This is a genomic window from Bradyrhizobium sp. USDA 336, from assembly GCF_044908355.1.
GTDB classification, from domain to species: Bacteria; Pseudomonadota; Alphaproteobacteria; order Rhizobiales; family Xanthobacteraceae; genus Bradyrhizobium; species Bradyrhizobium yuanmingense.
Genome location: NZ_JBIYDC010000002.1, coordinates 533367 through 546744, shown reverse-complemented (window position 1 = coordinate 546744; position 13378 = coordinate 533367). Strand labels below are relative to the sequence as shown.

Annotated in this window: 16 protein-coding genes, 1 pseudogene and 1 riboswitch; of the genes and pseudogenes, 10 read left to right on the top strand and 7 right to left on the bottom strand. The window is 65.0% G+C overall.

The features are described 5' to 3' along the window. Positions 1-29: 29 nt before the first annotated feature. A riboswitch (glycine riboswitch) is annotated at positions 30-121 on the top strand. Positions 122-266: 145 nt separating this feature from the next. The 3 genes from gcvT (at position 267) to gcvP (ending at position 4809) form a co-directional block, all read left to right on the top strand. Continuing rightward, entirely contained in the window at positions 267-1412 is a 1146-nt protein-coding gene (gcvT, locus tag ABIA45_RS03330; protein WP_271545004.1) for a glycine cleavage system aminomethyltransferase GcvT, read from the top strand. Between the two features lie 9 nt (positions 1413-1421). Further along, positions 1422-1790, top strand: a complete 369-nt coding sequence (gene gcvH, locus ABIA45_RS03325; protein ID WP_271545006.1) for a glycine cleavage system protein GcvH — start codon at positions 1422-1424, stop codon at positions 1788-1790. A gap of 154 nt (positions 1791-1944) precedes the next feature. Further along, positions 1945-4809 carry an aminomethyl-transferring glycine dehydrogenase gene (gcvP, locus tag ABIA45_RS03320; protein ID WP_404655605.1) on the top strand — a complete coding sequence of 955 codons (2865 nt, stop codon included), beginning with the start codon at positions 1945-1947 and terminating at the stop codon, positions 4807-4809. 130 nt (positions 4810-4939) lie between these two features. On the opposite strand, the gene ABIA45_RS03315 is transcribed toward gcvP, so the two are convergent. Both ABIA45_RS03315 and recA read right to left on the bottom strand, forming a co-directional pair. After that, positions 4940-5872, bottom strand: a complete 933-nt coding sequence (locus ABIA45_RS03315; protein ID WP_275502172.1) for a hypothetical protein — start codon at positions 5870-5872, stop codon at positions 4940-4942. A 106-nt stretch (positions 5873-5978) separates the two neighbouring features. After that, on the bottom strand, positions 5979-7067 hold the full coding sequence (recA, locus tag ABIA45_RS03310; RefSeq protein WP_027577058.1) for a recombinase RecA: 1089 nt from the start codon (positions 7065-7067) through the stop codon (positions 5979-5981). A 323-nt stretch (positions 7068-7390) separates the two neighbouring features. Here recA and ABIA45_RS03305 point away from each other — a divergent pair, with 323 nt between their 5' ends. Next, positions 7391-7591: a hypothetical protein gene (locus tag ABIA45_RS03305; RefSeq protein WP_157280767.1), complete on the top strand. Its 201-nt coding sequence runs from the start codon at positions 7391-7393 to the stop codon at positions 7589-7591. Positions 7592-7749: 158 nt separating this feature from the next. After that, on the top strand, positions 7750-7920 hold the full coding sequence (locus ABIA45_RS03300) for a hypothetical protein (protein WP_404651064.1): 171 nt from the start codon (positions 7750-7752) through the stop codon (positions 7918-7920). Positions 7921-8478: 558 nt separating this feature from the next. Here ABIA45_RS03300 and ABIA45_RS03295 read toward each other — a convergent pair. Next, a pseudogene (locus ABIA45_RS03295) lies at positions 8479-8731 on the bottom strand (DUF2798 domain-containing protein). Between the two features lie 236 nt (positions 8732-8967). On the opposite strand from ABIA45_RS03295, the gene ABIA45_RS03290 reads away from it, so the two are divergent. Continuing rightward, positions 8968-9180, top strand: a complete 213-nt coding sequence (locus ABIA45_RS03290) for a hypothetical protein (protein WP_404651063.1) — start codon at positions 8968-8970, stop codon at positions 9178-9180. A gap of 6 nt (positions 9181-9186) precedes the next feature. On the opposite strand, the gene ABIA45_RS03285 is transcribed toward ABIA45_RS03290, so the two are convergent. Next, the gene (locus ABIA45_RS03285) at positions 9187-9441 is read right to left on the bottom strand and encodes a hypothetical protein (protein WP_036013009.1); all 255 of its coding nucleotides are present in this window, start codon (positions 9439-9441) and stop codon (positions 9187-9189) included. Between the two features lie 99 nt (positions 9442-9540). Then, positions 9541-9837: a hypothetical protein gene (locus ABIA45_RS03280; RefSeq protein WP_109145724.1), complete on the bottom strand. Its 297-nt coding sequence runs from the start codon at positions 9835-9837 to the stop codon at positions 9541-9543. 361 nt (positions 9838-10198) lie between these two features. Between ABIA45_RS03280 and ABIA45_RS03275 the strand changes: the two genes are divergently transcribed. Then, entirely contained in the window at positions 10199-10663 is a 465-nt protein-coding gene (locus tag ABIA45_RS03275; RefSeq protein WP_404651062.1) for a PaaI family thioesterase, read from the top strand. 114 nt (positions 10664-10777) lie between these two features. Here the strand turns inward: ABIA45_RS03275 and ABIA45_RS03270 are convergent, their stop codons facing one another. Beyond that, the gene (locus ABIA45_RS03270) at positions 10778-11071 is read right to left on the bottom strand and encodes an HdeA family protein (protein ID WP_225128886.1); all 294 of its coding nucleotides are present in this window, start codon (positions 11069-11071) and stop codon (positions 10778-10780) included. Between the two features lie 201 nt (positions 11072-11272). Here ABIA45_RS03270 and ABIA45_RS03265 point away from each other — a divergent pair, with 201 nt between their 5' ends. The 3 genes from ABIA45_RS03265 (at position 11273) to ABIA45_RS03255 (ending at position 12849) form a co-directional block, all read left to right on the top strand. Beyond that, on the top strand, positions 11273-11515 hold the full coding sequence (locus ABIA45_RS03265; protein WP_404539828.1) for a PilZ domain-containing protein: 243 nt from the start codon (positions 11273-11275) through the stop codon (positions 11513-11515). A gap of 493 nt (positions 11516-12008) precedes the next feature. Continuing rightward, the gene (locus ABIA45_RS03260) at positions 12009-12413 is read left to right on the top strand and encodes a hypothetical protein (RefSeq protein WP_157280773.1); all 405 of its coding nucleotides are present in this window, start codon (positions 12009-12011) and stop codon (positions 12411-12413) included. Between the two features lie 103 nt (positions 12414-12516). Next, the gene (locus ABIA45_RS03255) at positions 12517-12849 is read left to right on the top strand and encodes a hypothetical protein (protein WP_042336798.1); all 333 of its coding nucleotides are present in this window, start codon (positions 12517-12519) and stop codon (positions 12847-12849) included. A 56-nt stretch (positions 12850-12905) separates the two neighbouring features. Here the strand turns inward: ABIA45_RS03255 and ABIA45_RS03250 are convergent, their stop codons facing one another. Beyond that, positions 12906-13373, bottom strand: coding sequence for a DUF6691 family protein (locus ABIA45_RS03250; RefSeq protein WP_271545026.1), 468 nt, complete (start codon positions 13371-13373; stop codon positions 12906-12908). Positions 13374-13378 lie beyond the last annotated feature (5 nt).

The window sequence follows — 13378 nt, the reverse complement described above, 5'->3', positions numbered from 1 at the left end:
CCCCTGTGGTCTCTACCCATCTGTATCGTACGGCCACGTCGGGAGAGACCGGCTACCAGTTAGCCGGCGCCGAAGGAGCAACCGCCCCGGAAACTCTCAGGCAAAAGGACCGCGTGGCTTTGACAGCATCTGGAAAGAGGCGCCGACGGGTGTAGACCCGGACAGCGTCCGCCGACGGGATAATACTCTCAGGCACAGCGACAGATGGGGCTTCGACTGGTGTCCATCGGGGAATCCTCCCCGGGGAACCGCCGAGGGCCCTCAAGATGCTAGCGCACGACCAAGACTCCCTGAAACGCACCCCCCTCTACGACCTCCATGTGTCCCTGGGGGGCAAGATGGTGCCGTTCGCGGGCTATGACATGCCCGTGCAGTACCCCGCGGGCGTCTTGAAGGAGCACGTCCATACCCGCACCAAAGCGGGCCTGTTCGACGTCTCCCACATGGGCCAGCTCGCGCTCCGGCCGAAATCCGGCAATGTGGAGGACGCCGCCCGCGCGCTGGAGCGGCTGGTGCCGCAGGATATCGTGGCGATCGCCGCAGGGCGGCAGCGCTACGCCCAGTTCACCAATGACGACGGCGGCATTCTCGACGACCTCATGGTCGCCAATTTCGGCGATCACCTGTTCCTGGTCGTCAACGCCGCCTGCAAGGCTGAGGACGAGGCGCACCTGCGCGCCAACCTGTCCGACGCCTGCGTGATCGAGCAGCTTGCCGACCGCGCGCTGATCGCGCTGCAGGGCCCGAAGGCCGAAGCTGTGCTGGCGAAATTCTGTGCAGAGGCGCCCGCCATGACATTCATGGACGCCGGCCCGCACGAGGTCGCCGGCATCAAGTGCTTCGTCTCGCGTTCCGGCTACACCGGCGAGGACGGTTTCGAGATCTCGGTTCCATCAGGCGATGCCGAACGCTTGGCAAAAATGCTGCTGGAAAATCCCGACGTGCTCCCGATTGGCCTCGGGGCCCGCGACAGCCTGCGGCTGGAAGCCGGGCTCTGCCTGTACGGCCACGACATCGACACCACCACCACGCCGGTCGAGGCCGCGCTGGAATGGTCGGTGCAGAAAAGCCGCCGCAGCGGCGGTGCACGCGCCGGCGGCTTTCCCGGCGCCGCGAAGATCCTCGCCCATTTCGATAACGGCGCATCCCGCCGCCGCGTCGGACTGCGCGCCGAGGGCCGCGCGCCGGTGCGCGAGGGCGCGCTGCTGTTTGCCGACGCTGCGGGCGGCGAGCCGATCGGACAAGTCACCTCGGGCGGTTTCGGCCCCAGCCTGAACGCGCCGGTTGCCATGGGCTACGTGCCCACAAATCTGAGCGCGCTCGGCACAAAGCTCTTCGCCGAAGTGCGCGGCCAGCGGCTGCCGCTCGCGGTCGCCGCCATGCCCTTCGTGAAAAACACCTACAAACGCTGAGGACGCGACATGACCACGACGCTGTACACTTCCGACCATGAATGGCTCGCCATCGACGGCGATGTCGCGACCGTCGGCATCACCGACTACGCCCAGCAGCAGCTCGGCGACGTCGTGTTCGTCGAGCTGCCCAAGGTCGGCCGGAGCTTGAAGAAGGCCGAAGCCGCCGCGGTCGTCGAATCCGTCAAGGCGGCCTCCGACGTCTACGCGCCGATCTCCGGCGAAGTGCTCGAGACCAATGCCGAGCTCGCGGCCGAGCCGGCGCTGGTCAACTCGGACGCGCAAGGCAAGGCCTGGTTCTTCAAGATCAAGATGGCCGACAGAAGCGAGCTCGGCGGCCTCATGGATGAAGCCGCCTACAAGGCGCATACGGCGTGAGATGACGAGTGTAGCCGCCCAATACTCAGTGTCATCACCCGCGAAGGCGGGTGATCCAGTACGCCGCGGCTTCTCGGCTCTAGCAATACTGCCTGCGTTTACTGGATGCCCCGCCTCCGCGGGGCATGACAGCGAAATCTAGCGAGGACCCATGATGACCGCGCACCGCAAATCCAACGGCGACACCGCCTCCTTCGTTCGCCGCCACATCGGCCCCTCCGCGCGAGACATCACCGCGATGCTGGAGGCCGTCAGCGCCAAAAGCGTGGACGCGCTGATGGCGGAGACACTCCCCGCCTCGATCCGGCAGGCCTCTCCGCTCGATCTCGGCAAGCCGCTCAGCGAGACCGAGGCGATCGCGCACATGGCCGAGCTCGCAGGCCAGAACCAGGTCTTCACCTCGCTGATCGGCCAGGGCTATTCAGGCACCATCCTGCCCGCGGTGATCCAGCGCAACATCCTGGAGAACCCGGCCTGGTACACGGCCTATACGCCGTACCAGCCGGAGATCAGCCAGGGCCGGCTGGAAGCGCTGTTCAACTTCCAGACCATGATCTGCGACCTCACCGGGCTCGACGTCGCCAACGCCTCGCTGCTCGATGAAGCCACCGCCGCGGCCGAAGCCATGGCGCTTGCCGAGCGCCACTCGCAGGTGAAAGCAAAGGCCTTCTTCGTCGACAAGGACGTGCATCCGCAGACGCTTGCGGTGATGCGCACCCGCGCCGAGCCGCTCGGCTGGACTCTGGTCGTCGGCGATCCCCTCGCTGACCTCGACAAATCGGACGTGCTCGGCGCGCTGCTGCAATATCCCGGCTCTTCCGGTGCGGTGCGCGACCTCAGGCCGGCGATCGCGGCGCTGAAGGCCAAGGGCGCACTCGCGATCCTAGCCGCCGACCTCCTCGCGCTGACGCTGCTCGCCTCGCCCGGCGAGCTCGGGGCCGACATCGCCATCGGCTCGGCCCAGCGCTTCGGCGTGCCGATGGGCTATGGCGGGCCGCACGCGGCCTATATGGCCGTGCGCGACGCGCTGAAGCGTTCGCTGCCCGGCCGCATCGTCGGCCTCTCCGTCGATTCCCGCGGGGCGCCGGCCTACCGGCTTGCGCTGCAGACCCGCGAGCAGCACATCCGGCGCGAGAAGGCGACCTCCAACATCTGCACCGCGCAGGTGCTGCTCGCCGTGATCGCCTCGATGTATGCGGTATATCACGGTCCCGAGGGCCTCACCCAGATCGCCCGCAACGTGCATCGCCGCACCGCCGTGCTCGCCAGCGGCCTGCGCAAGCTCGGCTTCGCGCCTGAGAGCGAAAACTTCTTCGACACGCTCAGCGTCGATGCCGGCGGCAAGCGCGCCGAGATCGTCGCGCGCGCGGCAAGCGAGAAGATCAATCTCGGCATCAGCGATACGGCGCTTCGCATCGCGCTCGACGAGACCACGACGCCTGCGACGGTCGAGGCGGTCTGGCGCGCCTTCGGCGGCTCTCTCGCCTATGCCGAGATCGATGCCGAGACGCGCGAGGCGCTGCCGGACGATCTGAAGCGCACCACCGCTTTCCTGACCCACCCCGTGTTCCACGCGCATCGCTCGGAGACCGAGATGCTGCGCTATATGCGCAAGCTCAGCGACCGCGACCTCGCGCTCGACCGCGCCATGATCCCGCTGGGATCCTGCACCATGAAGCTGAACGCGACCACCGAGATGATGCCGCTGACCTGGCCGGAATTCGGCTCGCTGCATCCGTTCGTCCCGCGCGAGCAGGCGGCCGGCTACCACGCGCTGTTCGCGCGGCTGGAAAAATGGCTGTGCGACATCACCGGCTATGACGCGATCTCGCTGCAGCCGAACTCGGGCGCGCAGGGCGAATATGCCGGGCTGCTCGCGATCCGCGGCTATCATGCCGCGCGCGGACAGAGCCATCGCAAGATCTGCCTGATCCCCTCCTCCGCCCACGGCACCAATCCGGCCTCGGCGGCGATGGTCGGCATGGACGTCGTGGTGGTCGCTTGCGAGAAGAACGGCGACGTCGACGTCAATGATCTTCGCGCCAAGGCGGAGAAGCATGCGAACAATCTCGCCGCGGTCATGATCACCTATCCCTCGACCCACGGCGTGTTCGAGGAGCACATCCGCGAGATCTGCGACATCGTGCACGGCCATGGCGGCCAGGTGTATCTGGACGGCGCCAACCTCAATGCGCAGGTTGGCCTCTCGAGGCCCGGCGATTACGGCGCCGACGTCAGCCATCTCAACCTGCACAAGACCTTCTGCATCCCGCATGGCGGCGGCGGCCCCGGCATGGGCCCGATCGGCGTCAAGGCGCATCTCGCGCCCTTCCTTCCGGGCCATCCGACCACCAAGGCCGATGCTCCGGTCGGTCCGGTCTCGGCGGCGCCGTTCGGCTCGGCCTCGATCCTCACCATCTCCTACATCTACATCCTGATGATGGGCGGTGAAGGCCTGAAGCGCGCCACCGAGATCGCGATCCTCAACGCCAACTACATCGCAGCGCGCCTCGATCCGCACTTCCCGGTGCTCTACAAGAACGAGAAGGGCCGCGTCGCGCATGAGTGCATCGTCGATCCGCGTCCGCTGAAGGCGACATCGGGCGTTACGGTCGACGACATCGCAAAGCGCCTGATCGATTACGGCTTCCACGCCCCGACCATGAGCTTCCCGGTGCCGGGCACGCTGATGATCGAGCCGACCGAGTCCGAATCCAAGGCGGAGCTCGATCGCTTCTGCGACGCCATGATCGCGATCCGCAAGGAGATCGCAGAGGTCGAGGCCGGCCGCTTCAAGATCGAGGCCTCGCCCCTGCGCCACGCCCCGCACACCGTGCACGACATCGCCGACGACGATTGGAAGCGCGCCTACACCCGCACCGAGGGTTGCTTTCCCGCCGGCGTCTCGCGCACCGACAAATATTGGTGCCCCGTGGGCCGCGTCGACAACGTCTATGGTGATCGCAATCTGGTGTGCTCCTGCCCGCCGGTGAGCGATTACGCGCAAGCTGCGGAGTGAGGTTTCGTAGGGTGGGTTCGCGGGCGGAGGCGCGAAGCGCTGTCGCCTGCGTAACCCACCACGTCTGCTTTCACCGAGATGAACAGTGGCGGATTACGCCTTCGGTTACCCCACAACAGTGAATGTGTCTCTAGGGCGCAACCAACAACCGGCGTTCGTCATCCCAGCGCCAAAGCCGTTCGTTGGCGAGAAGGGTGCCGCCCCACCAGCGCCGAAGCGGATTATGGCGGCAGAAGTCCTCGTCTCCTGCGAGGATCGCCTTGCCGAGATCCGTGAGCGACAAGCGGGATTGCTTGTATCGTGCATGACGGAGGGCATCATCATGCATGTCGAGCGTGAACGGTCCCTCCTCCAGGCCGGATACGGCCGGCACCGGGCAGCGCGCAAGTCCATCGAGCAACGCCCCCACCTCCCAGTAGTCGAAGACGCGACGCTCGTTAGGCTTCTGATATCCCGGGAAGACGTCATAGGGCTGCACCCCACCCGGCGCGATTGATTCCAGCATCCGCATTTCCGTGGCGCCAAGGCCACTGGTCACGTTTGGAAGCTCTTCGAGCAGGGCGACGACGCAATGCTCGAGCTTCGGAAGCAGGCGCAAGTCCGTTTCGAGCAGGCCGAACCAGGCCTGTGGCGTCGGCGCACGATAAGCTCGCCACGCGCGACCCGCCAGGCCAACGTGATCTTGCGTGAGCCTGACCAGCGGCGGGTTCAGCTTCGCGAGGCCCTCGGGACCGAGACCGCTCACGGCGATGTCCAGCGGACGCATCACGAGTTTGGAGGCTGCCGCTCTATCGCTGCCGCAATGGTCGAGCAGCCAGAGCAAGATCAATTGCGCATTTGGCTCTGGCTCCATCCACAGTTCGACCGTGTCATACTCTAAGAACAGCTCGATCAGCCCGTGAGGGCCCGAGCCTTCGAGGCGCCAGAATGCATCGAGTTCCGCGGTGGACGGCAGCGATCCCCAAACAAGCCGGCGCTCGATCGCCATGACGAGGTCGGCGAGGCCCGCCCGCTGTATCGCGCCGGCGGCGGATGAATCTGTCGTCAAGATCAGCCGCTTCATTGCACCACCCGACGATCATAACGCAAAAGCGAAACGGGCACCGAAGACGTCGGCAACTCAACGTCCTCAGTGCCCGCTCCTCGCGAAAAGCTCTTCGCGTTAAGGCTTACTCGTCCGCCGGCTCCTCGCCGTCGGCGTCGCGCTCCGGCGTGCCGGCGAGAATCTGCTCGGCGATCAGACCGGAATTCTGGCGGATCGCGGTCTCGATCTTGGCGGTGATGTCGGGGTTGCCCTTCAGGAACGCCTTGGCATTCTCGCGGCCCTGGCCGAGGCGCTGGCTGTCATAGGAGAACCAGGCGCCGGACTTCTCGACGATACCGGCCTTGACGCCGAGATCGAGGATCTCGCCCATCTTGGAGACGCCCTCGCCGTACATGATGTCGAACTCGACCTGCTTGAAGGGCGGGGCCAGCTTGTTCTTGACCACCTTGACGCGCGTGGTGTTGCCGACCACCTCGTCGCGCTCCTTGATCGCACCGATGCGGCGGATGTCGAGGCGGACGGAAGCGTAGAATTTCAGCGCATTGCCGCCGGTGGTGGTTTCCGGCGAGCCGTACATCACACCGATCTTCATGCGGATCTGGTTGATGAAGATCACCATGGTGTTGGACTTGTTGATGGAGGCCGTCAGCTTGCGCAGCGCCTGGCTCATCAACCGCGCCTGCAGGCCCGGCAGCGCATCGCCCATCTCGCCCTCGAGCTCGGCCTTCGGCACCAGCGCCGCGACCGAATCGACCACGAGAACGTCGACGGCGCCCGAACGCACCAGGGTGTCGCAGATCTCCAGCGCCTGCTCGCCGGTGTCGGGCTGCGAGATCAGGAGCTCGTCGATGTTGACGCCGAGCTTGCGGGCATAGACCGGATCGAGCGCGTGCTCGGCGTCGATGAAGGCGCAGATGCCGCCCTTCTTCTGCGCTTCCGCCACCGTATGCAGCGCCAGCGTGGTCTTGCCGGAGGATTCCGGCCCGTAGATCTCGACGATGCGTCCCTTGGGCAGACCGCCGATGCCGAGCGCGATATCGAGCCCGAGCGAGCCGGAGGACACCGCCTCGATGTCCATGGAGCGGTCGTTCTTGCCAAGCTTCATCACCGAGCCCTTGCCGAACTGCCGCTCGATCTGGGAGAGCGCGGCGGCCAGAGCTTTACTCTTGTCCATGGAGGATCCTTCGACGATACGCAGGGCAGTTGCGGACATTGGGTCGTGCTCCTTATGGCGAGGATTCGCGTGAGGGACAAACAGTTGCGAGGCAGCTCGGCGATAAAAGCAATGTACCTCATTTGTTCTCAGTTCGCAATATGTTCTTTTGCGGATTTTGTCTTTCTAACTGGACCAGGAGACAACGGAGCTGGTCGAACCTGCCATGCTGGATCGTCACGCCGTCCGCACTGAGTGCACAACTGAACAGACGCGGATCCATTTCTGGATCCTAATGCATCATCACCGCGCGGACCGTGGCCACTTTGGTGATGAGACCGCTGACCTCGCGCTCCCGCCTCCTCGCACGGAAAGAGCGCGCCATGTTGAAGCGACGACGTTTCAAGCAGCAACTGACCCTTCAGGACCGGCTGTCGGCGTGGGTGCAGCAGATCCGCGAGCAGGCCTCCAAGCTTCCGCCCGGGCCGGAGCGGGACGCGCTGCTCAAGAAGGCCCGTCAGGCCGACGTTGCCAATCATCTGAACGATTGGGTCAAATCGCCGGAGCTGCAGCCGCCGAAATAGCCGGGGGCCTCCCCGGGTTCCTCGAAGCGAACATGACCGGGATCAACGACGCGCGACTGGGCCGCCGTCATGTTTCCGTAATCCTGCGGCACCGAACCTTTTGGCGGTCTCGGGCCTTCTGTGGGGATGGGACCGCAACTTTTGGGGATCTCTTGGTCATGACGAACAACGACACGCACCACGACACGCTGAGGCGAAAGCCGCTGCTGGACGCCGCGCACGAGGAGATGGTGAAGTTCGAGCGCAAGGAGAACGAGTTCCGCAAGAAGGACCGCGAAGAGCGCGCCGCCGAGCTGCAGCTGCCGCTGAACGAGATCAAGGTTCATTAGGCACTGCCAGGACCGGCGCCCGGAGCGGGGCCAAGCCCGCCCGCGATGCGGCACTCCGCCCTGGTCCTTGGCCGGAACACCAATCGGCATCGCCCGTCGGGGCGCCGCGACCGCGGACGCGCAAGGTATCTAAATACTACCCGCAACCCATTGGCGAAGCGAGGAAATCGCCAGACCGCCTACTGTGCATGGGGTTGTTTTGCCACTTTTGAGAGGCAAGGCGCGCCGGCACCGTCGATGGGACGGCCCGGCACGTCAATTCCGTCCGCAGCAGCGCGCCTGCTACAGCACCGCCAGCAGAACCAGGCCTATCACCAGCACGACGAAGCCAGCCGCCGTCGCGGCGGCGAATGACCGCTCTACGTTATCCATATGATGCCACCCCGTTTCCGGTGCGCCACGTTTCCCCCATGGCTGCGCCGAACGGATAAAATCTTGCCGACGGGTGTGTCCGCAGTGGTGCGGACGGATGTCGAAATTGGGACCGGTACGGGGCCAGTGTGCGGCCTTTCGCTCGCGCGCCTGCTTTCGCCAGCCAGCCGGCTATGGTTCGCCCGGCTACCGGCCGGCGCGGGGCTCCTGCTCCTCCTGGGTCAGGCGCAGCGAGAAGGCGCGGATCGCGGGCGCCGCCAGCAGCACGACCGGCAGCATCGCGGCCCATGCGATCAACCAGGACACCATCCAGTGCCGCACGAAGAGCATCGGGCTGCCTGCGGGAAAGCTGGCGACCCCCCGCCGCGATCAGCGAGGTCAGGCCGGACTGGATGATGCCGAAGACGAAATGCGAGTAGCGGCGGGGAATGCCGAGCATGAGGCGCCCATGGTTGCTTGCCCGGGGATCACGCAAGCAAGGCACATGCCGTCGAGCGGATCCGGCGCTTCGATTGGAACCGCGCTGCGGGACCGCCGGATGCACCCCGGCCGGCTCCAGGAACTTTGTTCATGGTCGGAGAACCACGGAGGCCGCGGGCGGCATTTTTCTTGCCAGCGGAATATTGCGACGACCAACATGTTTGCAGGCATAAGGGTGAATCGTGGGAGGTGACCATGAATCACAGGGGCGTCGAGTTCACCATCGCCAAGACGGCGATTCCCGGAATCTGGCAGTGGCAGTTCCGCATCGGCGACCGGATCAAGACCGGCAAGACCGAGACCAGGATCGACCTGCTGGCGATCCGGCGCGTGCAGTTGCGCATCGACCGCGAGCTGAAGGCGATCGGGCGAAAGACGGCCCGAACCGTTTCGCCTTCTGCGTCATAGCGCGCGTCAGTCGGCGCTGGGCAGCCGACGCATGGTGAACTCGATATCGCCGCCGGGCAATTCGCGCCAGGTCTCGACCTCGCTCATATAGCCGGCCTTGGGGTAGCGGGCGAAGAAGGCCTGCGCCCGCTCCCGCGCGGCCGCCCGCGGCAGCGTGAAGGTCTCGCGCAGATAGCCGTCGCCGGCGGACTGGCCGGGCTTGCCGGCCGCCTTGCGCCGGCGCGCCATCCGCTCGGCGAGATCCCGCGGACGATCGGCCATGTCCTGCCTTCCTCTGCGCACTACGCTACGGACAATGTAGGGCGCGGGCCGGACCAAGAGGAGTCCTTTCCGAGGAGCGTTGTGCCTCCCCGGAACGGATCAGTTGGCGGCCGTCCCGCTCTTGGTCTTCTTCGGCGCACTGGTTGCGGCCGACGCCTTCGGCGCCGCCGGCTGCTTCGGCTGTTCGGCGCGCATGCCGCCCCAGGGATCGCTGGACGGCTTGGAATCCGGAATCTTCTTCAGCGTTTCCTTGTAGGCCTTCTCACGCTCGGCCTCGATGGCCTTCTCCTCCGGCGACTTGCTCGGGGCATCCTGCATCAAATTGATGTTGGGCATTTGCGCGTAGGCAGGTCCCGCCAGCACGGCCAGCACCGCGGCCAAACGGAAAAGCTTCATCATCCACTCCTTAAGTCTTCCATGAGGCGCGGATCGCTGCGCGCCGTGTCATCCTCGTCAGCCCGGTCACGACCCGGTGGCCGCTAGTGCCGATCCGATCGGCATGATTTGGGCGCCTGCAGCCAATCGTCCCAGATCGGACCGCATTTGGTGCACCCGCTCAGCGCGAGACCGAGCAGGCCCATGCAAAAGACGAGGACACACCGACGCAACATCATCCACCCCTACCCAAGCGAGGCATCATATCGGGCCAAGTCAGGCATTTTCAAGCCGAGGCGGCCGGCGCGAGACCGGGTGACTTTGCCTCGGCGATGCGCACAATGCGGCGAAACATCCGGCAACACAGGAGAGCGCGACAGCAATGCAAATGCAGCCAGAAGCCGAGTTCGGCCCCGCCGACGCCAGTCGCATCCTCGGCGAGGTCTTTGCGCCCTGGGTCCAGGATCTCAACCTTGCGGTCGAGCGCATCGAGCATGTGCCGCCCGCAGACGTCCCCGATTGGCAGCCCGGCGCGCTGCTGCGCATGCCGTTTTCGGAGCGGCTGTGCCGCAATGGCGGCGTGGTCTGCGGCCAGGCCCTGATGGCGCTCGCCGATACCGCGATGGTGATCGCGATCATCGCGGCCAATCGCGGCTACCGTCCCATGACCACGGTCGATCAGACCACGCATTTCATGCGCGCGATCGCCGCGTCCGACGTGCTGGCGGACGCGCGCATGGTGCGGCTCGGGCGCACAATGAGCTTTGGCCGCGTCACGCTTCTCTCGGCCGCCGACGGCAAGCCGGCCGCGATGGTGTCGAGCGCGTTCGCGATGCTGCCGGGGTGAACGCGCCCTGAAAACAAGAGAGCCGCGCGAAGCGCAAGGCTTGGCCCGGCTCTCGATGGAAATCGTGTCGGGACAGCAAGCGCGATCGCGCTTGCCGTCATTGCGCCGGGAATGTCACTTGCCGAGGATCTCGTCGGCCGCAGTGACGACGCTGACGGTCGGATTCTTTCCGCAATAGGCGCCGAACTTCTTGGCATTCTCGATGAAGACGTCGGTGTCGATGATCGCGTTGTCCTCGTCGCCCTTGTACCAGCCGTCCATCCAGGTTAGCACGACGCCGATGTTGTCCTCGCCGCTCTCGAGGAACTGCTTGCAGGTCATGGTCGAGAGGTCCCACTTGACGGCGTGGGCGGGCATCGAGGCCAGCGAGAGCGCTGCGGCGAACAAAATCGAAAGCGAAGTCTTCATCAATATCTCCATCGGCGCGTCGCGCCATAAAGGAAAGGCACTTGTGTGGGCTCTTGGCTCTTTGGGCAGGTTCGTGGGAGCGGCTCGCCGCTCCAACGTCGTAAACAAAGTCTGAAACGCCGTGCAAGTAGCGCCAGTATTGAGTTTAGTTCAACGTAATTTCTCTGCACTACTTCCTACTCATCGGCAGGACTAACGCGGATGATTGAGAAGCGCACATCGCAACGTCACCGTGTTTTCAAGGGTGGAAAGATCACCTTTGAAAACGGCGGCATTGCTTGCACGGTGCGCAACATGTCGGCGGGCGGCGCGGCGATCGACCTCGACACTCCCGTCATGTTGCCGCCATCGGTCACGCTCTCGATCGCGTGCGACGATTTCGTACGGCATTGTCGCACAGTTTGGCGCAGCGACAAGCGCGTCGGCCTCGCTTTCGTGCAATAGCGGGCGCGATGTGAACGAAGGTTCGCATCGCATGCACAACACGATCACGATTGCTTAGATGCGGCGGCGCCGGCCCGCGACTCGCAATCACGAGCCTAGCGACCACGCGCGCGATCGAAGATGAAACCGCAACAGATCGTGTGCGACAGGAGCGACGGCGCCTCGCCGAAACCAAGAGGCAGGTCCGCACCATCCGCTCACGTCATTTCGGCGGCGTCAGCACCAACACGGCGCCCGCGATCACCAATATGCTCACCACAGCAATCCCCCGCCTCTGGGGTAGAAACTAGCCCGCAATCGCGGAATAGCAATGTCGCAGGTTCCAACGCCGTGCGCGCCGTTGCGTCCCGACTTGCCGGAGAAGATGTCCGAGGAGACCGGCATCCTTATCCAGCGTCTCGCGCAGAGTCTTGACTTCAGCAAATCTTGATCGGCCGCGACTTCGTCGGATCGCAATCGTGCCTATCTGTTGGCCCGCAGGGGACCTTCACGGATGTTGCGGATCATTGCTCATGCGGCGCTGCTCGTCGGCGCGCTTGCGCTCGGTGCCTGCGGCTTTGCCGACAGCCGCGCACCGGTGCCGGAGTTCATGCGCATGAAGGAGGCCGAGCAGCCGCCGCCGGAAGCGCCGCCCGACGTCAAGCGCGTGCTGCGCGAACAGATCGACGTCGTCTTTCTCGCAACGTCCTATCCGCGTGAGGTTCACGTCGCCCCGCCGCATCGTGAGCTGCGAGGACCGGGCTGGACGGCGTGCGTCCGCGCGCAGCTCACCTCGGCGACCGGCACGTCGCTCGGCGCCCAGACCTACGTCGTGACGATCAACGCCGGCAAGGTCGTGGACCGCCGGCGCGCCGACGCCGACGACATCTGCGGCACCGAGACTTACGAGCCGATCTAGGAACCCGCCTTAACGACAGGGTTCCGGGAAAAACCAGTACCGCGACCGGGAACGATCACCGCCTCCCCTTCTTGTTACCGCCGAGGGCAGTTTCGAGGAGGACATGATGAGGACGTTGACTATTGCGCTGTTAGCAGGCGTGGGTGCCTTGGCCGCCGCCTCGGGGGCCAAGGCTTCCGATATCTATACGAGCAGCGAATACACCAATCCGGATCTCGTGCAGCAGGTGCGACTCGTCTGCGACGAGGACGGCCGCTGCTATCGCACTCGCGGCGGTTCGCGCGTGATCGTGCGCGATTCCTATAACTACATGCCGCGCGATCGCTATTACGAGCGCCGGACCTATCATCGCCACTACGACGACGGCCCGCGCGCCGGCGTCGGCATTCGCGCGCCCGGCGTCAGCGTCGGCGTCGGTGTGGACGACCGCTGGTAAGCGATGAAGGCTTGATGGTCGGGGACCGGGCGAGACTATTTGCCCGGTCCGTGACTTCAGGTTTCGAGTGGATCGGCCGGCATGACGTAGCGCGTCGATGACGGCAGCTGAGCGATGAAGCGGGCGAGCACCATGCCGGCGCACATCGCCAAGACGAAGATGACGGCGGAGAGCGAGCCAAATCCGAGCGCGGTCAGCGCCGGCCCCGGGCAAAAGCCCACCAAGCCCCAGCCGACACCGAAGATCGCAGGACCTGCGACGATCCTGGGATCGATGTCTCGCCGAGTCGGCAAATAGAAGCGATCAGCGAAGAATGGACGCGGAAGCTTGAGAACGCGGCTGAAGCCGACGAAGGTCACGGCCACCGCGCCCGCCATCACGAAGGCGAGGCTTGCATCCCATGTCCCTGCCGGAATGCCGGCGACGTCCAGGAAGTTCAGCACTTTCGCTGGGTCCGACATGCCGGAGACAATGAGGCCGAGACCGAAGATCAGCCCGATCGCGAATTGAACCAGGATTGCCATCGCCT

Bases quoted from the DNA above. Each gene is read 5' to 3' on its own strand.
- gcvT (WP_271545004.1), top strand. From the start codon at position 267: ATGCTAGCGCACGACCAAGACTCCCTGAAACGCACCCCCCTCTACGAC.
- gcvH (WP_271545006.1), top strand. From the start codon at position 1,422: ATGACCACGACGCTGTACACTTCCGACCATGAATGGCTCGCCATCGAC.
- gcvP (WP_404655605.1), top strand. From the start codon at position 1,945: ATGACCGCGCACCGCAAATCCAACGGCGACACCGCCTCCTTCGTTCGC.
- ABIA45_RS03315 (WP_275502172.1), bottom strand. From the start codon at position 5,872: ATGAAGCGGCTGATCTTGACGACAGATTCATCCGCCGCCGGCGCGATA.
- recA (WP_027577058.1), bottom strand. From the start codon at position 7,067: ATGTCCGCAACTGCCCTGCGTATCGTCGAAGGATCCTCCATGGACAAG.
- ABIA45_RS03305 (WP_157280767.1), top strand. From the start codon at position 7,391: ATGTTGAAGCGACGACGTTTCAAGCAGCAACTGACCCTTCAGGACCGG.
- ABIA45_RS03300 (WP_404651064.1), top strand. From the start codon at position 7,750: ATGACGAACAACGACACGCACCACGACACGCTGAGGCGAAAGCCGCTG.
- ABIA45_RS03290 (WP_404651063.1), top strand. From the start codon at position 8,968: ATGAATCACAGGGGCGTCGAGTTCACCATCGCCAAGACGGCGATTCCC.
- ABIA45_RS03285 (WP_036013009.1), bottom strand. From the start codon at position 9,441: ATGGCCGATCGTCCGCGGGATCTCGCCGAGCGGATGGCGCGCCGGCGC.
- ABIA45_RS03280 (WP_109145724.1), bottom strand. From the start codon at position 9,837: ATGAAGCTTTTCCGTTTGGCCGCGGTGCTGGCCGTGCTGGCGGGACCT.
- ABIA45_RS03275 (WP_404651062.1), top strand. From the start codon at position 10,199: ATGCAAATGCAGCCAGAAGCCGAGTTCGGCCCCGCCGACGCCAGTCGC.
- ABIA45_RS03270 (WP_225128886.1), bottom strand. From the start codon at position 11,071: ATGAAGACTTCGCTTTCGATTTTGTTCGCCGCAGCGCTCTCGCTGGCC.
- ABIA45_RS03265 (WP_404539828.1), top strand. From the start codon at position 11,273: ATGATTGAGAAGCGCACATCGCAACGTCACCGTGTTTTCAAGGGTGGA.
- ABIA45_RS03260 (WP_157280773.1), top strand. From the start codon at position 12,009: ATGTTGCGGATCATTGCTCATGCGGCGCTGCTCGTCGGCGCGCTTGCG.
- ABIA45_RS03255 (WP_042336798.1), top strand. From the start codon at position 12,517: ATGATGAGGACGTTGACTATTGCGCTGTTAGCAGGCGTGGGTGCCTTG.
- ABIA45_RS03250 (WP_271545026.1), bottom strand. From the start codon at position 13,373: ATGGCAATCCTGGTTCAATTCGCGATCGGGCTGATCTTCGGTCTCGGC.